We start from the raw sequence: 21459 nt of genomic DNA, 5'->3' as shown, positions 1-21459 counted from the left end.
TCCGCCGACTGTGCGGCCTGTGCAGCGCTTATCATCTCTTAAACGTGTGCTATAATTAAAAGATAGGTAAAAGAAAGAAGTTGGAGTGGGCGATTAATGAGTTATACACCGATGATTCAGCAATATCTGGCCATTAAAGCGCAGTATCCCGACGCTTTTTTGTTTTTCCGGTTGGGTGATTTTTATGAAATGTTCTTTGAGGACGCAAAGAAAGCGTCGAAAGAGCTTGAAATCGCATTGACTTCACGGAACGGCGGAAAGGATGAATACATACCGATGTGCGGCGTGCCGTATCATGCGGTCAAGCAGTACATCAAGGTATTGATCGATAAGGGTTACAAGATTGCCATCTGCGAACAGATGGAGGATCCGAAGCTGGCTAAGGGGATGGTCAAACGGGAAGTGATTCAGATGATCACGCCCGGGACGGTCATGGAGGACGAGTCGCTCGAACCGAAAAAAAATAATTATCTGGCGGCTCTGAGCGCATTCGGCGACGGTTCGTACGGGTTCGCGCTGAGCGACCTGACGACCGGAGAGACGAAGGTCACTCTGATTTCGGCATGGGACGGCGTGATTCAGGAGATCGATGCGAACGATGTGCGTGAGGTGGTGCTTGATCCCCGTTTTGATGAAGAAAAAAAGAAGATGCTGGTGGAACAGCTCGGTGTGACCGTTTCTGAGAATGAACGTGATACGGTTCCCATAGAGCTGGCAGCCAACGCGGCAGGAATCGATCAGGAAAAACTGCTTTCCGCGCTCGGCAGGCTGCTGGACTATCTTCAGACGACGCAGAAACGCTCGCTGGATCATCTTCAGCCGGCCGATGTCTATCATATTAATGAATACATGATGATTGATCCCCATTCACGGCGCAATCTGGAGCTGACTCAGACGAACCGCAATAAAAAAACATACGGCTCGCTGCTTTGGCTGCTCGACGACGTCAAAACGGCGATGGGCGGCAGACGGCTGAAACAGTGGATTGAGAAACCGCTGCTGAATCAGGAGAAGATTGAAGAACGGCTCGCTGCCGTGGGTGCGCTGAAGGCGCATATGCTGGAACGCGAGACACTGCGTTCCGCGCTCGGCAACGTCTACGACCTCGAACGTCTGGTCGGACGCGTGTCGTTCGGGAATGTCAATCCGCGTGAAGTGGTGCAGCTGAAACGTTCTCTCGAACAGGTTCCGCAAATTAAGCAGGTGCTTGCCGGGATCAAGGACGGCCCGTTGACGCGTTATGGTGAAGAGATGGATCCGTGTGCCGAGGTCTGCTCGCTGATCGGCCGGGCAATCGTCGATGATCCGCCGTTTTCCACGGCAGACGGCGGTATGATCAAGCAGGGATACGATGAAACGCTGGACCGTTATCGCGACGCCTCCAAAAACGGAAAACGCTGGATCGCCGAACTGGAAGCGAAAGAGCGGCAGGAAACCGGGATTAGATCACTTAAAGTCGGCTATAATCGTGTATTCGGTTATTATATCGAGGTGTCGCGGCCCAATCTTAAACTGCTGCCGGAAGGGCGCTACGAAAGAAGACAAACGCTGTCCAATGCCGAACGGTTCATTACGCCGGAGCTAAAAGAAAAAGAGCGGATCATCCTCGAAGCGGAGGAGAAACGGGTCGGCCTTGAGTATCGGATTTTCAGCGACGTCCGTCTTAAAATCAAGGAATACGCGGCGCGTCTGCAGCAACTGGCAAGACTGGTAAGCAGCCTCGATGTTCTCCAGAGTTTTGCTTCCGTCAGCGACAGAAACGGTTATGTTGCGCCTTCTTTTTCAAACAAAAGAATTCTTAAAATCAAGAACAGCCGTCATCCGGTTATTGAGAAAGTGATGCGCGACGGTGCCTTCGTTGCCAATGATATCAGCATGGACCGAGCATGCGACATGCTGCTGATCACGGGTCCGAATATGGGCGGAAAAAGCACATACATGCGCCAGGCCGCTCTTGCGGCGATCATGGCTCAGATCGGCTGTTTTGTCCCGGCCGACGAGGCTGTGCTGCCGGTCTTTGATCAGATCTTTACCCGGATAGGGGCTGCGGACGATCTCGTATCCGGTCAGAGTACCTTCATGGTGGAAATGAACGAAGCGAAATATGCTTTGACCCATGCCACTCAGAACAGCCTGATTCTGCTCGATGAAATCGGGCGGGGGACGTCGACCTATGACGGAATTGCCATTGCCCAGGCAATCGTTGAATATATTCACCGTCATATTTCCGCAAAAACTTTTTTTTCAACGCATTATCATGAGCTGACGTTTCTTGAAGAGAAGCTGCCGAGGCTGAAAAATATTCATGTCGGCGCTATGGAAGAAAACGGGAAAGTGGTTTTTCTGCATAAAGTCCTTGACGGCCAGGCCGACAAGAGTTATGGAATCCATGTGGCCAAGCTTGCCGGCCTGCCGGACGATCTGATTGAGCGTGCAGATGAGATTTTAAAAGGACTGGAACAGCCTTCGAACAACGATAGGGTTAAAGAAGAACGGCCGGATTCCGGCCATGAACACGAGACGATCAGGGAAACAGCGGCAGCCGATGAGCCTTCCTCTCCGGATCCGGAAAACGAGGGAACGGAACAACTCGCTTTCTTTGCCGACCCCGCTCCCAGATCGGCGAAAAAGGCAATGAATACACGGGAGCAGAAGGTCATTCATCAGCTTTCCGGGCTTGACCTGCTGACGATGACGCCGATGGAAGCGATGAACCGCCTGTATGCCCTGCAAAAAGAATTAAAGCAGTGAGTCTGCTCGATAAGAAAAAGGAAGGGATGAAGAATGGGCGTCATTAAACGGCTCAGTGAGTCGCTGGCCAATAAAATCGCGGCCGGCGAGGTCGTCGAGCGGCCGGCTTCGGTTGTCAAGGAACTGGTCGAGAACGCGATCGACGCGGAGGCGGGCTCTGTAAAGATCGAGGTGGAAGAGGGCGGCCTGAAAACGATAAAGGTCACCGATAACGGTCGGGGGTTCGCTTCCGAAGACTGCCTGATTGCCTTCGAACGGCACGCGACAAGTAAAATTCACAATGACTCGGATCTCTTTCATATCCATACGCTCGGTTTCCGCGGCGAGGCGCTGCCCAGCATCGCGGCTGTTTCCTATCTGGAACTGAAAACGTCGGACGGTGAAAACCCCGGAACGCATCTTTTACTGCAGGGAGGACATCTCATCCAGTCCGGAATTGCCGAGAGCAGAAAGGGAACCGAGATCAAGGTCAGCCGGCTCTTTTACAATACGCCCGCACGGCTGAAGTACCTGAAAAGTATCCACACGGAACTGGGCCGGATCACCGATGTTGTCAATCGGATGGCACTGTCCTATCCGAGTATCCGCTTCAGCCTGGTTCATGAAGGCAAAACGGTTTTTCAAACGAACGGCAGCGGCGAGCTCAGCCATGTGCTGAGTGCCATTTACGGCATCCGCACGGCAAAAGCCGCGATTCCTTTTTCCGGCGACTCGCTTGATTTTCATGTCGAGGGGCTGGCCGTCCATCCGCAGATTTCCCGCGCCGGCCGTCAGTATGTCTATATATTCGTCAACAATCGCTATATCAGAAACTATCCGATTTTCGGCGCGATCATGGAAGGCTACCATACCTTAACAATGATCGGCCGTTATCCGATATGCGTGATCCATATTAAAATGGATCCTTCTCTGATTGACGTCAACGTTCACCCGGCAAAACTTGAGGCGCGTATCAGCAAAGAAAGGGATCTTTGCGCCCTGGTTACAAGTATCATCCGTTCGGCTTTTCACAGGGAACGTCTGATTCCTTCGGTCAGCACAAGAAAAAATCCCGAAGATCGTCCTCAATCCGCGCAGCAGGCGATGAATTTTTCGCCGGGTGTTGTGACCGGTCCGGATTTTTCGGCAGAAGGGAAGACATCCCCGGAAGAAATAGGGGATTTTCCGCCTTCTTTTGCCGAGCCGGAGCAGGTTCGCGAACTGGATCAAAGCGCGTTCAGCGTTGAAAAAACGACGGTGCCGGGCGAAACAGCCGCGGCTTCTGAAACGACGGATAATGACGAGATTTTGCCGCCATCGCCGGATGCGCTGCCGGCCGGCCGGGAACCGCAGCGGCGGATGCCGAAACTCTATCCGATCGGCCAGATGCACGGCACCTACATTTTTGCCCAAAATGAAGACGGGCTGTATATTATCGACCAGCACGCTGCCCAGGAAAGAATCAAATACGAGTATTACCGCGAGAAGGTCGGAGAAAACACCCGCGAGGTCCAGGAACTGCTCGTGCCGATGACTTTTGAATTCACTGCCGCAGAATATGAAACCGTTCAGGAATACCGGGATTATCTGGATCAGATCGGCCTCCACTTTGAATCGTTCGGCGACCGGACATTGATTATCCGTTCTCATCCGACCTGGATGCCGAAAGGGCGCGAACCGGAGATGATCGGGGATATTGTTCAGCAGCTCAAAGAGAGCGGAAAAATATCCATCAAGAAGCTGCGCGAAAAGCTGGCGATGACGATGTCGTGCAAACGTTCGATAAAAGCCAATCACTACCTGCGCCCGGATGAGATCGAGGCGCTGCTCGATTCGCTTAGCAGAGCGCATGATCCGTTCACCTGTCCTCACGGACGTCCGGTTCTCGTTCACTTCACGACCTACGAAATGGAAAAGATGTTTAAACGCATACAGTAAAGGGATTTTTCGAGGGGAAAATGCGATTTGCCCCCACTTTTTTAGTAAGTCAGATAAGATTCTAAGTGATCGATCAACTTGTTCTCCAGATTCTGAGTGAAATGGATATAGACATTAGCTGTAAATTCGACGTTGCTGTGGCCTAGCCGTTTGCTGACGGACTGAATATCGACGCCGCTTTCGAGCAGCATAATTGCATGCGTATGCCGGAGTCCGTGCGGAGTGATGTGCTTATCCAAATCCGTTTTGGCTAGGAGCGTATCGATGACTTTGTTCACGCCGTATTCGCTCATCTCTGATCCGTTGGGCAGGGTGATCATGTACTTTGAATCCAAATATTTTTTGTGACTCAGCTTATTTGCCTTTTGCCATGTTTTATACATTTTTAGAACAGCAACCAGCATATCATCGATGGCAATCGTTCGAATACTTGATTTTGTTTTCGGCAAATGTTCACCTGTGTGATCACGGGATTTGGTGATTCTGATTGTGAACCAAGTCAGCGTCAGCCCAGATCAGAGCGAGCATTTCTCCTTTTCGCATCCCGTCCGTAGGAGGAGAGAGGCAATCACGAAAGGATGAAAAGACGACTGCCGGGCGGCTTCCATAAAGACTGAGACTTCATCCCGTGTTAAGCGGTTGAGCTTCACTTCGTCATCGTTTACGATGGAGATGTTATGAAACTTGTTCTTCGGAATAAGTTCCAGTTCTGCAGCTTTATTAAATGCCGTACAGACGATTGAATGCATAGATTGTACGGTTTTTTTTTTGTACTTCTTTTGCAGTTTATTGATGCGTCGAGTGCATAAAAGGATGACGCATTTGTTGAAGATCTGGTTCGTCAAAGAGTATGGTAAGTTTTGTAATCCTGACAGAAAACACGCGGCAGTCTGAAGGTGATTCGTTAGCTAATAGGACACCGGGTGGTGTGCCCTTTATGGGATGCCTGTATGGGGTTGGATAATAAAGAATTAACGGAATGAAACAGAAGAAATGAATTCGCTGTAAGCTATTTTTATTGAACTTCCGGACTTGTTTTGCCTGAGTATTTATGTGTATGAGGAGTCGCACCGTTTATTGTAGTCGTACCTTTGAACTCGTGATAATGGCCTCCGCTTTGGAGGGGAATGGCTGGACCTGTGACGCCTCTTATTTCATGACGGTGGCCATCGTCAACAGAAGTAAATGTAAAGTATCTGTGCGTATGCGGGACACCGCTGGGAGCGGGTTCGGTCGTTCCGGCATATTTGTGAGCGTGCCCTACATCAAAAGAGGTGACCCCGCGAAACTCGTGAACATGAACTGGCCTGCCGTCCCAACCTGTTATAAAAAGTTGGTGGGAGTGTAATGGATTCGAATCATCAGAAAGGTACATGAAACCAGAAACAGGGATTTCCATTTATTAGGCTCCTTTTTAAAACAAGAATTTTGAAACAGTAATTCATATTCTTGAGAGTTTGATCTAGAACGGGAATTTAACTTAATGATAATAGGGCACCCTACCGGATGCCCTTTGAAGAAGGATGTCTGCTGGGTGCCGACGGATACGGCAGTTGTTTTTAATAAACGAAGGCAGTGCCGACAATAATTAACAGAATGAACAGTACAACAATCAGAGCAAACATACTGCTGCCCTCTCCGCTGCCACTGTAGTCGCAACTAGATCCATCATCATATTCCAAGAGAGCCCCTCCTTGTCATTTGAAAATACACTGTATGAGCGGACAGGCGATCACGAGTGGATAAATGGATGAATGAAATAGTTCTGTTTTGTCGATGGCAGGAATGAATCAACTCTGATAAAGAGAAATCCCTTGAACAACGAGATGCTGAGTGATTGGATAAGGCACGCGAAGGGGGGGCGGGGCAATATGGAAAGAAACGTTTTAGATCAACCCAGTGGCTGCACGGATATCAGAAATCGCTTTTTTGACGAGGTGATATGTAGAGCAGCAACTAAGGTTTGCAAAGCGGTTCATTAATTCGCAGTCCTCATAACAACGCAATAAAAAGTCCCTCAATAGTTGAGGGACGATGATTACCAAACTTGCCTTACCTTTGCCTAGACCCTAGCCAAATTCATCGGCCACAAAATCGGGCGCTTCATCCTCTTTCCCACAATTCAGGCATCTGAAGCTTATCGTCTTGATCTCTTCATCTAATCTCAGTGGATTTTCTTCCAGCCAACTCAAATCCGGATTCTTTTTACTTTGCCTTTTTTTTTCGTTCACTGTCTTTCCTCTATCTTTGAATCCAGTCCACATCTTCCAGATAATGATACAGATACCCATAGCGGACATGCCGGATCTCGGTCAGTTCCATCTCTTGTTGACAGCAGAGACACAGAAAGGGATCTCGGTCAAATGCCTCTCTCATTTGCTGACGGCAGGTTTTTCTTTTCTGTTCAAAAGGTAATCGTATGAAATATAATCACTCGGCCGCCACTCATGACGGTTATCGAGGGTCTCCTCAGTCACCAGTGTATGGACATGCGGATTGAATTTCAGATCTCTGCCGAAAGTATGGATGACAGTGATCACCCCCACCTGCAACTGCCGCTTCTTATCTTTTCGATGATCATAAAATTTAAAGACTTCGGCGACTTTCCGACTTAACTCATTGAGTTTTGATCGATCATAATAGAAAACATTTCGCAGGTCCTTTGGGACGGTGAAAACCAGATGACGGCGGGGAACATCAAAGATCATGTCCTGTTGCTTATCCGACCAGTCATCCGTATACTTCTTTCCGCACTTATGACAAAAACAGCTCTTACAGATTAAGCAGACGAAGACAGGAACAGGATCTCCTTCACAGCCTAAGCATTCATACTTGGCATAGCCCAGATCACGCGTCCCACATTTGATCGCCTTCTGAACCGTTTCCCTGATATCCCCACGATAAGCCTCGGGAGCCGATCCGAGTGGAGTTTCCAAAATCCATCGAAATGTTCTCTAAGAATCTGCTTCACCACACCGCTTTCTGTTTCCCCATGATTCGGACCCTTCCTGAATATTCTATTGCCAGTTTAACGGACAGTTATCCACAGGTCGATATTTTTATAATTTCTTAAACAAATAAAAAAACCCGCTTTGCGGGCATACATACTTTTTATTTAAGTGAAGAAACAATTTGTTTCATCGTGACATACACTATATTTATATTACCTTGCTTTTTTGTTTTTGAAAAAATTGACTATTCTAGATTTGAGTGTATCATTTCTTTTCTGATTTTTTAATGCAGTTGCAGAGATGGCTTTACCCGCATTTTTTTCTAAAGCAGCTAATGTCTGTGGCAATTTGGTAATATCTGATTCTCGGATATATTTTATAGCCAAATTAAATCCACCTTTCCTTTTAAGTCCATTCGACGGCACTAACGGTATTCAGTGGAAAGAGATCTTTGACATTATTTATGTCTGTTAGGACGGCGTATTCATTCGTTACTTCTGTTAAAGTAGCAGTTGAAAACAAATTACCTGAATATGTGGTGACCTGTTGACCGATTAGTGGAGCCAATCTTTGCGCAATCAGAGGAAAGGATATTCCTGATCCGCTTGATGACATGCATGGTCCGGGGCCTGTTCCTGGACCTGTTCCTGGGCCTGTACCTGGTCCGGTGCATGGACCTGTTCCGGGACCTGATTGATTTGCCATAAATTAACCTCCCTTTACTTTTCTATTAATAAATTATGTACTGAATCATGTAAGAGAAACGGCATAGTTCTTAAGTGATTATGATTAAAAAGTAAAAAGAAGCATGTCAAAAAATGACGTTAGCGTGATTTAAGAAAAAAATAAGAAAGATATCCAGTAATTTTACATAAAAAAGAGCCGGTCATTTGACCGGCAATTAATAACTTTTTGCTCAAAAAATTTATCAAATCAAGTGACAATTAATTCGACCAGAACGGGCGTAGCGCCGTCAAGTGCATCTCCGTCAGGAATCGTAATCGAGGCGGTGGAAAGAGTCGAAGTACTTGCAGTTTGCAGGACTCCATTGATGTAAAGATTGTAGTATGCAAAAGCACTTGGAAATGCAGTGATAGTTGCACCTGTGTCATTTGTAAATGAAGTTGCTGCAATAGCGAAAGCAGCGCCTGTCCCCGTCCCCGAACTTAACGTTGAGACGAATTTTCTACTTGCGATAAAGGATTGGACAATGGCCAAATGGATCGCTCCTTTCTTTGTTGGATTTAATATATCATATGCTATATTTCAATGACTGCATGAGCTAGATGAGTAATATAAATGTTCATTTTGAGATAATTCAAGAAATTGAGTCTATCGCGTACTAATATATTTGTTTATATGACTATGACTATTGGTGCTGTTTGACTATTTTGCATAAAAACCGTTAGAAGCCGGGATGAATTTTTTTCATCTCGGCTTTTAGTCATTTTTATATAGGAAATAGAAAACCCCATGCCTTAGAGCAGGGGGCGGCTAAAAGAATGTTGAGATGGGTCTGAAACAATTACAGTATGCGCATTATAGGTGATTAAAATATTCTTTAGTGTGTCAGCAGTTGATTGAAGACAGCTCTTTTTCTCCTTTTGCGACCGTCGAAAACGGTGAACGGCCGGACAAGGTCGCTGCCAGGCTGCTTGAAGGCAGGATTGCGATCCTGATACACCTGGTACTCACCGTTCCGTATATGTTGATTGAGGCCTTTCAGGTTCCCGACGACTATTACTTGCGGATATTCAACGCCAATCTGACGCGCCTTATCCGGCTTATCGTATGTTAACGCTGCCGGCTTTTTACATTGCTGTTACTACTCTCCATCAGGAAATGACTCCGACCATCCTTCTGATTAAGCTGACCGTTGCCTGAGATGGCATCCCTTTTCCGGTGTTGCTTGAAGTGCTGATGAGTGAAACGATTTTTCTGCTGATCAGAGAATCGGGCATCCGGATGCCCCGGGCGACCGGAACAGCGGTGACGATTGTGGACACGCTGGTCATGGGAGACGCGGCAGTGAATGACGGTATCATCAGTGTCCCGACGGGATTATCGCGTCCTTGTCGGGACTCGCCGGCCTAATGCTTCCGGCCATATATCATGCGATCGTTGTTTTCAGATATTTCCTGATCCTTTTGGGCGGATCCTTCGGGCTATTCGGAATGGTGACCGGATTAATGTGCATTCTAGCCCATGTGTGCTCATTAAGAAGTTTTGGGACCCCTTTTATGGTTCCTTTTGCGCCGGTTTTCTGAAATGAATTGATCTTTAGACTCCCGGCCTGGATGATGAAAGGAGGCCGCAGTCCACCACGTGGACTCGATCCACTCGCCGGGATGATCTTCAGAAACCCGGTCCGCGTAGAAAATAGTAGCCGAATTGAATCGGCAGTACAAAATAGCTGTCGACGACGTTAGGAATGTTATCAGTCAAGAAATTTTCAAAATTAATCTTATCGATCGTTTGCCGTTTGAAATCTGTTTTCATAACAGTCATGTCTGACTTTTTGCCGTATTTGTCCTGCGTGGGAAAAGTAACATTAAGTGCTATTTCTTTAACTTCTTTGATTCCTCTAACATGTTTCAATACGTTTACCGCATCTTTCCACATACCCTTTTTAATCATGTTTGTCGAAAGATCTGCTTGACCGTAAACTTAAGCGAAAACAAAGCCGTTGTCTTTGTTGAAATTAAAGCTGATGATTGAATTTTTACCGTTAAAAGTTTTATTAAACGCATCGTTACCCTGGATCGCTGCTCTTATTTTATCTTCAGTTGATTGACTTTTTGCTGTCTGTTTTGCGGTAAAGTTGAAGCCGCTTTCGATTTATCATTCTGTACTGACGGCTGATCTCAATTTGGAATAAAGAACCCCATGATCAGCAAAATAATCAACAGATACCCGATGCCGGCCGTAATCATTTTCCATCTCTTTCCCGACCGAAAGCCAAGAATTTTACGGTACCATTTGCGCTGAATATATTCTGTTTTAATTTCATGTGATTCAAGATGGAGGAGTACTTCTTTGATTTCGGGTACCCTAATATACACCGATTTAGCCCCATTCAGTTTAATCCGGGCACTCAGTGCTAATCTATCGATCTCTGCTCGGTTAAAATCTGACCAGGAATATGGCTCGGCTATTTTAACTTCTTTATCGTATAATGTGAAGATGTCAAAACCATCGTTATGAATCGAAATATATTGCTCAGCAAAAGCTCCAACGTCACCACCGCTTACAACAATACCATGTTGAAGGTCGTGATCAGAAATATACTTTTTGATGGTATCCAGAGATCTTGGCTTCATGTCAGGCATTTTAAACCCCTCGGTATCTTTTTCTTAATTATACAAAAAATCCCGTCTTCGCGACGGGATAAATAATTATATTTTTTTCCTCAATTTACACCCTATTTAATAATTAACGGTCAGTAATTCTGCCCCCATCTTTTTGAATTGAACTGAAACATCCTGAAATGATATTCTTAAAAATGCCTATATATCAGGCTTTTTAAAAAGTATGATTTTGCTTAAAAAGCTCCTATTAATCGACCTACGAAATGGAGAAGATGCTTAAACGCATACAGTAAAGGGATTTTTCGGAGACTGTCTCAAAAGTTGATTTTCCGACGATGAACAGTCTCCTTAATTATTTTTGAAATGGACAGACCGACTTTTGAATCTTATCGGCGCCTCCCTTGGGGACGGCCTCATCTTAACGAGACAGGCTGAAAGCTGTGCAAAATGCGTTCTTAAGATGAAGAGTTCAATAACAACGAAAAAATATATAGAGTAGTGAGTGTTCCCGGGGATCCGGACTTTTTGTGTTTGAATCAATGAAAAGATGGGTGATAAATAAGGAGGTTTAACCGGAACGATACAACCGGCATTCTTCCTTTGAATTAAGTTGCCGCGTAAAAAAATAGTTGTTTACTCATACTACAGTCGTACCATGATTCGAAATGTTTTTTCTGCTCTATAATGAATGGTAAGAGAAAGACGATTGTGCAGTTGACGATTCTGCGCAGCAGCTGTGGAAAGGGAATTTATGAGATGAAAATAAAAAAAACATATTTTCGAATGTATGTTAACGATCTGGATAAAGTTTTGCCATACTATGAAAAATTGTTTGGTACGCATCCGGACTTACGATTTAAATATCCGGAAATGCACCTGGAATTAGCTTCAATCGGTGATTTTCTGTTCGTCGCCGGGAAATCTGAAGATCTGAAACCATTCAGTATGACAAAATTGACTTTCATGGTTGACTCGCTGGACGATTTTCTCATCTATTTTGAACACAACAATGTTGCGATAATAAGGGAGCCGCGAATTGTACCAACCGGTAAAAATGTAACAGTCAGGCACCCTGACGGTCTTATTGCGGAATATGTTGAACATCAACCTGCCCAAGTAAAAGCAGTTAATCTGACTAAAAGCAAGTAAATTTAATAGATAGATTTCGCAGCTGACGAATTCCGTACAACAATCTGATCGGATTAGAAAACTAGACCAAACCGGAGAAAGGCGGGACGGAACGCTGAGAAAATTATCAGTCGCACCGAACCTGAGCGGTCGCACCGAATCGATTGGAACTCGCACCAAAACGGGAGAAAGTCGCACCGAATCGGGCTTAACTTGCACCGAACCTGAGCGGTCGCACCGAATCACTGGAATGTCGCACCAAAACAGGAAAAAGTCGCACCGAATCAGGCTTAACTTGCACCGAACCTGAGCGGTCGCACCGAATCACTGGAATGTCGCACCAAAACGGGAGAAAGTCGCACCGAATCAGGCTTAACTTGCACCGAACCTGAGCGGTCGCACCAAATCGGTTGGAACTCGCACCAAAACGGGAGAAAGTCGCACCGAATCAGGCTTAACTTGCACCGAACCTGAGCGGTCGCACCGAATCGATTGGAACTCGCACCAAAACGGGAGAAAGTCGCACCGAATCGGGCTTAATTTGCACCGAACCTGAGGGGTCGCACCGGATCACTGGAATGTCGCACCAAAACAGGAGAAAGTCGCACCGAATCGGGCTTAACTTGCACCGAACCTGAGCGGTCGCACCGAATCACTGGAATGTCGCACCAAAACGGGAGAAAGTCGCACCGAATCGGGCTTAACTTGCACCGAACCTGAGCGGTCGCACCGAATCACTGGAATGTCGCACCAAAACGGGAGAAAGTCGCACCGAATCAGGCAGAACCTGCACCGAACCTGAGGGGTCGCACCGAATCGATTGGAACTCGCACCAAAACGGGAGAAAGTCGCACCGAATCGGGCTTAACTTGCACCAAAACAGGAGAAAGTCGCACCGAATCAGACTTAACTTGCACCGAACCTGAGGGGTCGCACCAAATCGGTTGGAACTCGCACCAAAACAGGAGAAAGTCGCACCGAATCAGGCAGAACCCGCATCGAACCTGAGGGGTCGCACCAAATCGGTTGGAACTCGCACCAAAACAGGAGAAAGTTGCACCGAATCAGGCTTAACTTGCACCGAATCACTGGAAAGTCGCACCTGAACGCCGAAAACTCGCACCGAAACGTTAAACGGACCTGTTTCAAGAAGGTTTTTCGTCGTCGCAGTAATTTTATCGGCTAACGCACCTCGTTTATCGGTCATCATGGCAATCTTATCGATCAACATACCTGGTTTATCGGTCGTCACAGTAACTCTATCGGTCGACGGACCCGTTTTATCGGTCGTTGTGCCCCAATGGCACCGGACTCACTCCCTAATCCGGCTGAGCCAGCATGACAAAAAAGTTCATCATTGCATATTTTCATGACTTTTTGCTCCATCCCTATTGGTCTTACTACATCCTCAATAAAGCAACTTTTTGGGTGATGTAAATAAAGAATTTTAATTGCATGCGTCAATGGCATTGGAAGATTCATACGACTTAATATTTAATGGATGAAGGATCACAAGTTGAAAACGAATCTATCCAGAATATATAGACCCTCTTTTTCGGCTTTTGGATCGGGCGTTGCTTCGCGGGTCCCGGGATGCACCTGAAAAAGCTCCGTTGATTCCTCACCTCAACAGAGCTCTAAAAGCATATTAAGCAAAGTTTATTCTTTTTCATCTTTTGGCAATCTGCTAATCTGCGCCTTATTATGCAGATTCAGTTTATGGAGGATAGCTGAAAATTCGGATGGTTCCTTCGTTAGGTGAACCATGTCAGCGATTTTCCTGAAGGACCCTGCACGAGGCAGTACATTATAGCATCCGGTTCTTTGTTATGGCTTGGCAGTTCTATCGGCAGCGTCGGATTTTGTGGCGGCATTTGTTGTTTTTGATAATTGGATTTTGAGCCACTCTGATAACATCATCGTGAGCCATCCTTGACTTGTAAATTGGAAATTATGGGATGTCTTGACATGGAGCCTCTAGAGGCATGACTGCTCTCGAAAAGCGTCGCACCAAGGTTTTTCGAGCAGCGGCAAGTTTATCATGCCTCCCTCTCCATGTAAAGACGATGCTCCAACTGGAAATGGAGTGGCTCACGGTTGTATGAGCGAGATGGCGCTATTTCAATTATCAAAAACATTTGTTATTTTATGGCGGTCCGATTTATATTTTGAAGGAAAAGTTAATCCTTCTTAACGACGGAAGTGTGCATCTCAATATTATATTTTTTTATCTTTCGATACAGTGTGTTTCGCCCTACGCCAAGCTGCCGGGCGGCTTGTGACAGGTTGCCCTGACATTGCTCGAGCAACGCGCTAATCTGATCGCTTTCGCTGCGAAAACCTTCTGAACGTATCGGAGGAAGGTGCTTCGGTGTACTGATTTCATTCCGTATATACTCCGGTAATAAATCCATGGTAATCGGTTTTTCATCGGAGAAAATCAGCATCTTTTCGACGACGTTTTTTAACTCTCTTACATTTCCCGGCCAGGAATAGCCGGCCAATGCGTCAATTACCTGATTGGAAATCGGCCGGTATGAAATATGCAACTGATTGGATAGCATATTGATAAAATATTCGGTAAGGAGCGGAATATCGGAACGCCTTTCTTTCAGGAGGGGTAATTCCAGCTCCACAACGCTCAGACGGTAAAAGAGATCAGAACGAAATTTCCCGGTTTGGACAGCTGCCCTGAGGTTCTGGTTAGTCGCCGCGATTAAGCGAACGTCACATGTTCTGTTCGTATTGGATCCAATGCGCATGAGTGTTTTTTCCTGAATAACCCGGAGAAAGCTGACTTGAATTTCAAGCGGCATTTCTCCGATCTCATCGAGAAAAAGCGTGCCTTGATCCGCATATTCGAATTTGCCGATTGCCCCGCCGGTTTTGGCGCCGGTAAAAGCACCGCTTTCATAACCGAACAGTTCACTTGCGAACAATTCTTTTGGAATGGCGCCGCAATTGATTGCAACGAATGGGCCGCTTCGGCCGCTGAGTCTATGAATGGCCCTCGCCACCACTTCCTTGCCGGTGCCGGTCTCGCCGAGCAGCAGCACATTCGTATTGTATTTGGCAATCTTATGAACGACAGCATCTATTTTTTTCCATGGTTTGCTAACACCGACGTAATCGATGATCGGACTATTATCTCGCAGAATTATCTTCTTTTTATTGGTTTTTAGATTGTCCGGCTGATTGATCCCAAGGCACACAAGGTGATGTTCCAGTCCATTAGGTAAATAGATCGTTCTCTTTTCCACCACTTGATATTCGGTCACTTTGGAACGATTTCGAAAATAAATCATTCTGGGTTGCGACATTGCCTCGTCATCTAGTATCCAGTGTATATCTTCTTTATGGACAAGGTAGCGGGCAATATTTTCACGGCCGTAGTTTTCAATTGTATAGTGCCAGACGATTTTTTCCCCGGCCGTGTTTGCAGTCAGAATGTTGCCCACTTTATCAAGAATCAGAATTGGTTGGGGATGCGCGTTAATGATGCCGGAAAACAGATTCGCCGTTGACAGTAAGTGACGTTCCTGAACATTATTCAGCAGCTTTGAGATGATCTTGGCTCCTTCAATACAACAGATAAGGGCGTGCTCGGGAAGTGAATAAAATGGATTTGTCATCGTCAGAACTGCTGTCATTTGATGCTGAGTAAAGATAGGGGCGCTTACCCCTGAATAATCTTGAGAAACCGTGCGGTAATGTTCAAAACCTTCGAGACGGAATGGTTTCTTTTCATTAAGGGTGACGGTGATACTGCCATTTCCACATGTTTTTTCTTCAATTTGTGTACCGTATGTCCGTGGATAGGCGTCCAATGGTGTTTTTAGTTCAAAAACAAACCCTTTCTCATCACAGATGCTGATATTGCACTTGAAAATTGCCAATAAATAAAGGATCACAGGATGTGCCATCTCCAGCAAATCTGTATGTCCTTTTTTGACTTGTATCAATCGCTCTTCTGAGAATGAGGGGAAATCCGATGACCATGGATCCACGTTCAGCTGACGACAGCGAAGCCATGAACGTGCGACTTCCGGCCGGATATTTTCCTTGAGAAGCTTGCCTTTTCCGATAAATGTTCTCCAGGCAGTTAAAATATTGTCTGATTCATAAGTCATGATGAACAAACCTCCGCTTCCTGAGAATATATTTTCACAGGATCATGTACTTGTTCTTCATGGTTGGAGGATAGAATTAGCGATTTTTAATTTCAAACCACTGAATAATAACATTCACCACTGCCTAAAAATAAAACAGTTAAATTGAAACCTAACTCCAACGGCAATCGCTGGCCTCGTTCAGGTGCACAGCCAAGAGAAAAATTCACTTTGAACAGAATCAGTCAGAAAAATGCCTGCGCATATTCTGCCCCTCAATGCCCATCATTTTTCGATATTTGGCAACTGTACGTCTGGATACGATGACATCGCGATCCATGATTTGGCACATAATCTCATGATCGCTTAAAGGATCATTTGGATTTTCATGATCGATGATCTGACGAATTAATAGTTTGATCTGGTTGCTTGTGATTGTTGGTTTTGACGGTTGCTTGAGAGATGACGGAAAGAAGTCTTTCAAGGCATAAACGCCCCATGGCGTATCCACATATTTTTGACTGACCGCTCGGCTGACCGTTGAGATATGGATACCGATTTCACTAGCAACCTGCTTCATTGTAAGCGGTTTAATATTTGAAGGCCCCAGCTCAAAAAAAGGCATCTGGTGATGGACGATGCATAAAGCAACTTTTTGCAAAGTGAAATAACGCATTCGTAGTTGACCGATTAGTGTTTTTGCTTCATATTGCCGTTTGATAATATACTCCCGGTCAATACCGCTCGTCCGCGGATTGTCTGCAAGACATGAATAGTAAGCATTGACAGATAATTTCTGAATAAAACGGTCATTTACGGAAACATCAAAATGACGACCGGCTCCTCGTCTGACAACGACATCTGGAATCGTATAATTAATCAGCGTGTTTTGACAAAATCTCAAACCCGGACGCGGGTTAAGCTTACGGATACAATTGACGGCATTTTGTATCCGATGCTTGCTGACTCCATACTTATTGGAAAGCCTTGAGTATTTTCCGGCAGCAAGATCAGTAAGTTCGCGACTGATGAGGGCTTCAATGAGTCCCCGGTCCGGCAGATCCGGACTGACTTGATGGAGCAGACACTCTTCAAGTGAGGCCGCACCGATGCCTGCCGGAGAAAAGGATTGTATCCGGCGCAAAATGGTTTCCACTGAATCGCGGGATTGTCCGTATTGATAAGCAATTTCACACAGTTCCCCGCAAAAGTAACCATTATCATCGATGTTATTAATAATCTCTTCTCCAATTAATTTCTGAATCTTTGAATAGCAGCATAATGTCAGTTGAAGATGCAGAAAACCACGAAGTGTTTCAGTTTCAGGAACCTCCCCGGCATATTTCAAGGTGTCGGTGATTTTCTCTTCAAAGTCCGCGGTATGCCTGCTGCTGAACAGTCGATCTGATACCTCGTTTGGATCTGCCGACATTTTACACAATAATTCTTCCGGTTCTTCATTTGTCCGATCATTTTCAAGCAAGGGATTATTGCAGATGCATTCATTGACAAACGCACCTAAATCGTCGATGGGTAACGCCAGAACCTGCAATCCCTGTATAAGTCTTGGGCTGATTTTCTGTTGCGTTTTGGGTGTGAGAAGCAGTTGATTAGTCAACACAATCCCTCTTTCTTACTATTTAGAAAAACTGATAGAAAAATAATTTTAATTACCATGGTTTTGTGGTATTTTGACAAAAAAGCCGTTATTTGCAAATTATTAATAATTGCTAGTGATATGATTCAGTGCCAATCACTTGAATTCGGCGGCAGAAAGCCGATTTGCCAAATCATTTTATTGTTTCAGCGTTTGATTAACGACTTCGGAAACGGGTGTAGAAATGTCTTTGCTATTAATGCTGGAACTGATGTATGCGTCTCCATTTCTGCCATCATAATGAAGCGGGTTTTAGCAGAAGAACACCACGATTCAATAATCGACGGGATCTGCAGTTCATTTTCAGTGATAGCACGTAAGTCCATGCAGAATCACATTTATTTTATTTTCGGTTAAATATCGGCCGGAAATCCGCTGAAATCGTCTACTATGCTGCCCCCTGTCTTACTGCGCATTGCTGTGGATCTGTGACTGTCTGCACATGTTTTGTATTGTTAAATACGACTATGGTGATCTTATCGAATAAATGTTGTCCCCGTTTAATGATATCAATGTTCCCGAACATTACGGGCTTGGAATTTCCGGGATATCCGGGGTATACGATATTTTTTCATGAATTAAATCACTACGGGCATACGTTGTGTTAATGTCTGAAGGTTTACTGATGCATTGTGAAGGCATTCACTAAGAGTCTGCTTAAATAACAAATATTCAGACGTCCGAATACCTTTAGATTATTTTATGGTGAATGAGCTGTCAATATCGATCAATTGAATTCACGACATCGTAACCTACGGACCGGAGAGTATGGCGGATTGATGGCAAATGGAACACATTGTCAAAGGAGACAAAACAATGTGTTCCATTATTGAGCTCATGAAATGATTAATGATTCCTGCACTCTATTTGTTTCAGAAAATGTTATTCCTGCCATACCAGACGGCTGTTTCTGATTGATGAATACAAGATAAGCAACGTTTTTTACAGGCAAACAGAATCTCTGGGCAGGGTGGCACGGCATTTGCAGTATATCAACTATGTGTGCACATTGAGCATTGCAGAATAAGTTCGCTGTCAGTTGATTTGGACAAGCAAGGGGGAAATACGATGAGAAGAGAAGAGATTCCAAGTTTCGGAACATTGCGGAATCTTAAAGTTATTAACGCGGCGGCGGTTGTCGCCGGGCCATTTATGTGTGGACTGTTTGCGGAGCAAGGCGCTGATGTCATTGAATTGGAGAGCACCCGTGCGCAAGATATGTTTCGTAATTTTGGCGATGCATGGTCGACGGAACGAAGAAACCAGCGGATGAGCTCTTTGAACATTCCGACTCCGGAAGGCAAAGCTGTCCTGTTGCGAATGATCAAATGGGCAGATTTGCTTGTTGAATCCAACAAGGGCGGAACGTGGAAGAAATGGGGGCTAACGGATGAAGTCTTATGGGAAGCCAATCCAAAGCTGGTTATTGTTCATATTTCCGGTTTTGGACAAACTGGGGATCCCGATTATGTCTCACGCCCGTCGTTCGACAGCATCGGCCAAGCATTCAGCGGTTTTATGAGCATTAACGGCATGCCGGAACCCAATCCGCCGTATGTTACGAAACCATTCACCGGTGATTATATTACCGGATTGTTCGGTGCATGGTCAGCACTGGCTGGCGTGATCCGAGCCAGAGAAACCGGCATCGGAGAAAGCATCGATGTGGCGCAATATGAAGCAATGGCCCGCCTGCAAGGGAACTATTTGTCAGATGGCGTGAACAAAGGCATTCAGTATCCGCGCATGGGTAACCTTGACGTGATCGGTGCTTGTAATGGGACGGAAAGATGTAAAGATGGTTGGATATTCATAGCGGTCGGGGGTGCCGCTCCTGTACGAAAACTGATCAATCTTCTTGGGTTTGAACATGATCCGGATTTTGAAGGTATCATACAAACCATTGATAGGCAGCACCCGCAAAGGGCAAAAAAGTTTGTTAAAGCGCTGGAAACGTTTTGCGCTGAGCGGACAGTTGATGAAGTCGACCGGATCTTGAGTCAATTGAAAGTGCCATGCAGTAAGATTATGACCTATCAGATGATGCTTGAGCATCCGCATTATCAGGCAAGGGAGACAATCACGGAATGGCATGATGAAATGACGAATCGGACGGTTAAAGGTGTAAATATGATTCCGAAGTTCAAAAAAAATCCAGGACAAATTTTTCGCGGCGGCGCAAAGTATGGTACCGACAATGAGGATGTGATGCATGAGTTTGGTTATACGGATAAAGAGATCAAAGCGCTGTACGAGAAAGGCATTATGAAAAAGCCAGAGTAACAAGCCCTGATTTTTCGCAAAGTGGATCTGCCGAGAAATCATCTACAATATGGGGAGGTCAAACAAATGCACTATGCATGGAAAATTTTAATTTCGTGTCTGGGATTTTACGCTTTAGTTATCGGAGTGCTCTGCAATACGGCCGGCATTTTTCTGACGCCTGTCATGAATGAACTGGGTTGGAGCCGGACGGATGCCTCCATGTATCTAACGATCTTTCCGCTTGTCGCAGCGGTCATGCAGCCGGTTGTCGGAAAAATGCTGCAAAAATACAGTCCGAGAATGCTATTAACGGTGTCCGTAGTTGTCTTCGGACTTGCCTATATCGCCACAGGATGGGCGCAGGCCGTCTGGCAGTGGAATGTGTTCGGCGTTATTTACGGCATAACTGCGGCTTTCTATATGTATATCCCTACACCTTGGCTGATAAATAACTGGTTTTCTAAAAAAGCCGGCTTTGCTCTTGGTATTGCCAGTGCAGCTCTCAGCTTGTTCGCTGCCTTTGCCAGTCCGATCGGTCAGGCGATGATCACTTCCGTTGGCTGGCGGGAGACAAGAATAATATTAGGTATCGTTGTCCTTATTATCGCTGTACCTCTGACGTGGTTCTTTGTCCGCAAATCGCCAAGCGAAATGGGACTTAAACCTTATGGTTACGAAGAAAATAGCACGGCATCTGACCAGGCGGCGGCCTCTTCAGAAAGCAGCGGCTTAAGTGTCAAAAAAGCAGTTAAAACGCCCGCTTTTTATTTGCTGATTCTTCTTGCAGGCATCTATTGCCTGAACGCATCATTTTTCCAGCAAATACCGAGTTTTGCAGCGATTGGAAAGTTAGGAGCCGCTGCCGGTGCCATGGCTGTCTCAATCATTATGGTCGGCGGCATCATCGGCAAGTTTATTCTTGGCTGGCTGAACGATGCTTTAGGTACGCGCGTCATGAGTCTATTCAGTGCCATTTGCGGGGCCATCGGCATGGCGCTGGCTTATTTCGCCGGCAGCAATGTTCTCATGTTTTATGTTGGTATGGTTATCTTCGGATTTGGCTATTCAGGCCTCAGCCTAGTATGCCCAATGATCACCAAGGGCACTTTTGGTCCCAAAGATTACAGCCAGATATATTCTTATGTTACAACAGGTATTTTTTTGTTCAGTGCTGCAGCGCCGCTGCTTTATGCCCGCATTTTCGATGCGACAAAATCGTTTAACATCAGTTTCTACATTGTCATTATTGGCTATATTGTTGCAGCCTTTTTAGCCCCAATCATCATGGGTATGGGAAAGAGGCTGCAGAGGAATAGTTAAAAAATGATGGCAAAGGCTGAAAGATTGAAGAACAGATCTGTTCGTAACCTGCT

The 21459-nt window shown here is 45.6% G+C and carries 21 protein-coding genes; 8 read left to right on the top strand and 13 right to left on the bottom strand.

What is annotated here, in order from left to right:
- The first annotated feature begins 96 nt into the window (after positions 1-96).
- Together mutS and mutL are read left to right on the top strand one after the other, a co-directional pair.
- Complete coding sequence (gene mutS / locus OYT88_RS00280; protein WP_274397333.1) at positions 97-2751, top strand: DNA mismatch repair protein MutS; 2655 nt, start codon at positions 97-99, stop codon at positions 2749-2751.
- 33 nt (positions 2752-2784) lie between these two features.
- Positions 2785-4668 (top strand): DNA mismatch repair endonuclease MutL, encoded by a 1884-nt coding sequence (gene mutL, locus OYT88_RS00275; protein ID WP_274397332.1) that lies wholly within the window; start codon positions 2785-2787, stop codon positions 4666-4668.
- Positions 4669-4709: 41 nt separating this feature from the next.
- On the opposite strand, the gene OYT88_RS00270 is transcribed toward mutL, so the two are convergent.
- The 8 genes from OYT88_RS00270 to OYT88_RS00235 all read right to left on the bottom strand — a co-directional run bounded on the left by OYT88_RS00270 (position 4710) and on the right by OYT88_RS00235 (position 8837).
- On the bottom strand, positions 4710-5117 hold the full coding sequence (locus tag OYT88_RS00270) for a site-specific integrase (RefSeq protein ID WP_338000534.1): 408 nt from the start codon (positions 5115-5117) through the stop codon (positions 4710-4712).
- Between the two features lie 566 nt (positions 5118-5683).
- The gene (locus tag OYT88_RS00265) at positions 5684-6067 is read right to left on the bottom strand and encodes a YmaF family protein (protein WP_274397331.1); all 384 of its coding nucleotides are present in this window, start codon (positions 6065-6067) and stop codon (positions 5684-5686) included.
- Between the two features lie 160 nt (positions 6068-6227).
- The gene (locus OYT88_RS00260) at positions 6228-6350 is read right to left on the bottom strand and encodes a YjcZ family sporulation protein (RefSeq protein WP_274397330.1); all 123 of its coding nucleotides are present in this window, start codon (positions 6348-6350) and stop codon (positions 6228-6230) included.
- Positions 6351-6737: 387 nt separating this feature from the next.
- On the bottom strand, positions 6738-6899 hold the full coding sequence (locus OYT88_RS00255; RefSeq protein ID WP_274397329.1) for a hypothetical protein: 162 nt from the start codon (positions 6897-6899) through the stop codon (positions 6738-6740).
- A gap of 141 nt (positions 6900-7040) precedes the next feature.
- Positions 7041-7604 carry an IS91 family transposase gene (locus OYT88_RS00250; RefSeq protein ID WP_274397328.1) on the bottom strand — a complete coding sequence of 188 codons (564 nt, stop codon included), beginning with the start codon at positions 7602-7604 and terminating at the stop codon, positions 7041-7043.
- 227 nt (positions 7605-7831) lie between these two features.
- A complete protein-coding gene (locus OYT88_RS00245) occupies positions 7832-8005 on the bottom strand; it encodes a hypothetical protein (RefSeq protein ID WP_274397327.1) in 174 nt (57 codons plus the stop codon).
- 19 nt (positions 8006-8024) lie between these two features.
- Complete coding sequence (locus tag OYT88_RS00240) at positions 8025-8324, bottom strand: hypothetical protein (RefSeq protein ID WP_274397326.1); 300 nt, start codon at positions 8322-8324, stop codon at positions 8025-8027.
- A gap of 228 nt (positions 8325-8552) precedes the next feature.
- The gene (locus OYT88_RS00235) at positions 8553-8837 is read right to left on the bottom strand and encodes a DUF4183 domain-containing protein (RefSeq protein WP_274397325.1); all 285 of its coding nucleotides are present in this window, start codon (positions 8835-8837) and stop codon (positions 8553-8555) included.
- A 358-nt stretch (positions 8838-9195) separates the two neighbouring features.
- Between OYT88_RS00235 and OYT88_RS00230 the strand changes: the two genes are divergently transcribed.
- From OYT88_RS00230 to OYT88_RS20860, 3 genes are all read left to right on the top strand, one after another.
- Positions 9196-9417 (top strand): spore germination protein, encoded by a 222-nt coding sequence (locus OYT88_RS00230; RefSeq protein WP_274397324.1) that lies wholly within the window; start codon positions 9196-9198, stop codon positions 9415-9417.
- A gap of 92 nt (positions 9418-9509) precedes the next feature.
- Positions 9510-9713: a spore germination protein gene (locus OYT88_RS00225; protein WP_274397859.1), complete on the top strand. Its 204-nt coding sequence runs from the start codon at positions 9510-9512 to the stop codon at positions 9711-9713.
- Positions 9713-9886: a spore germination protein gene (locus OYT88_RS20860; RefSeq protein WP_443217485.1), complete on the top strand. Its 174-nt coding sequence runs from the start codon at positions 9713-9715 to the stop codon at positions 9884-9886. Before OYT88_RS00225 ends, OYT88_RS20860 begins: the two co-directional genes overlap by 1 nt.
- 88 nt (positions 9887-9974) lie before the next feature.
- On the opposite strand, the gene OYT88_RS00220 is transcribed toward OYT88_RS20860, so the two are convergent.
- Positions 9975-10256: a hypothetical protein gene (locus OYT88_RS00220; RefSeq protein WP_274397323.1), complete on the bottom strand. Its 282-nt coding sequence runs from the start codon at positions 10254-10256 to the stop codon at positions 9975-9977.
- 227 nt (positions 10257-10483) lie between these two features.
- Positions 10484-10948, bottom strand: coding sequence for a hypothetical protein (locus OYT88_RS00215; protein WP_274397322.1), 465 nt, complete (start codon positions 10946-10948; stop codon positions 10484-10486).
- Positions 10949-11683: 735 nt separating this feature from the next.
- Between OYT88_RS00215 and OYT88_RS00210 the strand changes: the two genes are divergently transcribed.
- Complete coding sequence (locus OYT88_RS00210; protein ID WP_274397321.1) at positions 11684-12076, top strand: VOC family protein; 393 nt, start codon at positions 11684-11686, stop codon at positions 12074-12076.
- 961 nt (positions 12077-13037) lie between these two features.
- Here the strand turns inward: OYT88_RS00210 and OYT88_RS00205 are convergent.
- From OYT88_RS00205 to rpoN, 3 genes are all read right to left on the bottom strand, one after another.
- Complete coding sequence (locus OYT88_RS00205; RefSeq protein ID WP_274397320.1) at positions 13038-13286, bottom strand: hypothetical protein; 249 nt, start codon at positions 13284-13286, stop codon at positions 13038-13040.
- 949 nt (positions 13287-14235) lie between these two features.
- Complete coding sequence (locus tag OYT88_RS00200; protein WP_274397319.1) at positions 14236-16185, bottom strand: sigma-54 interaction domain-containing protein; 1950 nt, start codon at positions 16183-16185, stop codon at positions 14236-14238.
- Positions 16186-16405: 220 nt separating this feature from the next.
- Complete coding sequence (gene rpoN, locus OYT88_RS00195; protein WP_274397318.1) at positions 16406-17782, bottom strand: RNA polymerase factor sigma-54; 1377 nt, start codon at positions 17780-17782, stop codon at positions 16406-16408.
- A 1107-nt stretch (positions 17783-18889) separates the two neighbouring features.
- Here rpoN and OYT88_RS00190 point away from each other — a divergent pair.
- Together OYT88_RS00190 and OYT88_RS00185 are read left to right on the top strand one after the other, a co-directional pair.
- The gene (locus tag OYT88_RS00190) at positions 18890-20104 is read left to right on the top strand and encodes a CoA transferase (protein WP_274397317.1); all 1215 of its coding nucleotides are present in this window, start codon (positions 18890-18892) and stop codon (positions 20102-20104) included.
- Positions 20105-20170: 66 nt separating this feature from the next.
- Positions 20171-21406 carry an MFS transporter gene (locus tag OYT88_RS00185; RefSeq protein WP_274397316.1) on the top strand — a complete coding sequence of 412 codons (1236 nt, stop codon included), beginning with the start codon at positions 20171-20173 and terminating at the stop codon, positions 21404-21406.
- Positions 21407-21459 lie beyond the last annotated feature (53 nt).

This window comes from Sporolactobacillus sp. CQH2019 (assembly GCF_028765345.1).
GTDB lineage: Bacteria > Bacillota > Bacilli > Bacillales > Sporolactobacillaceae > Sporolactobacillus.
This window is presented reverse-complemented; position numbering and strand designations above follow the sequence as displayed.

Coding starts and splice junctions, on each gene's coding strand:
- mutS (WP_274397333.1), top strand. CDS start 97: ATGAGTTATACACCGATGATTCAGCAATATCTGGCCATTAAAGCGCAG.
- mutL (WP_274397332.1), top strand. CDS start 2,785: ATGGGCGTCATTAAACGGCTCAGTGAGTCGCTGGCCAATAAAATCGCG.
- OYT88_RS00265 (WP_274397331.1), bottom strand. CDS start 6,067: ATGGAAATCCCTGTTTCTGGTTTCATGTACCTTTCTGATGATTCGAAT.
- OYT88_RS00240 (WP_274397326.1), bottom strand. CDS start 8,324: ATGGCAAATCAATCAGGTCCCGGAACAGGTCCATGCACCGGACCAGGT.
- OYT88_RS20860 (WP_443217485.1), top strand. CDS start 9,713: ATGCTTCCGGCCATATATCATGCGATCGTTGTTTTCAGATATTTCCTG.
- OYT88_RS00220 (WP_274397323.1), bottom strand. CDS start 10,256: ATGATTAAAAAGGGTATGTGGAAAGATGCGGTAAACGTATTGAAACAT.
- OYT88_RS00215 (WP_274397322.1), bottom strand. CDS start 10,948: ATGCCTGACATGAAGCCAAGATCTCTGGATACCATCAAAAAGTATATT.
- OYT88_RS00210 (WP_274397321.1), top strand. CDS start 11,684: ATGAAAATAAAAAAAACATATTTTCGAATGTATGTTAACGATCTGGAT.
- OYT88_RS00205 (WP_274397320.1), bottom strand. CDS start 13,286: ATGTTGATCGATAAGATTGCCATGATGACCGATAAACGAGGTGCGTTA.
- OYT88_RS00200 (WP_274397319.1), bottom strand. CDS start 16,185: ATGACTTATGAATCAGACAATATTTTAACTGCCTGGAGAACATTTATC.
- OYT88_RS00190 (WP_274397317.1), top strand. CDS start 18,890: ATGAGAAGAGAAGAGATTCCAAGTTTCGGAACATTGCGGAATCTTAAA.
- OYT88_RS00185 (WP_274397316.1), top strand. CDS start 20,171: ATGCACTATGCATGGAAAATTTTAATTTCGTGTCTGGGATTTTACGCT.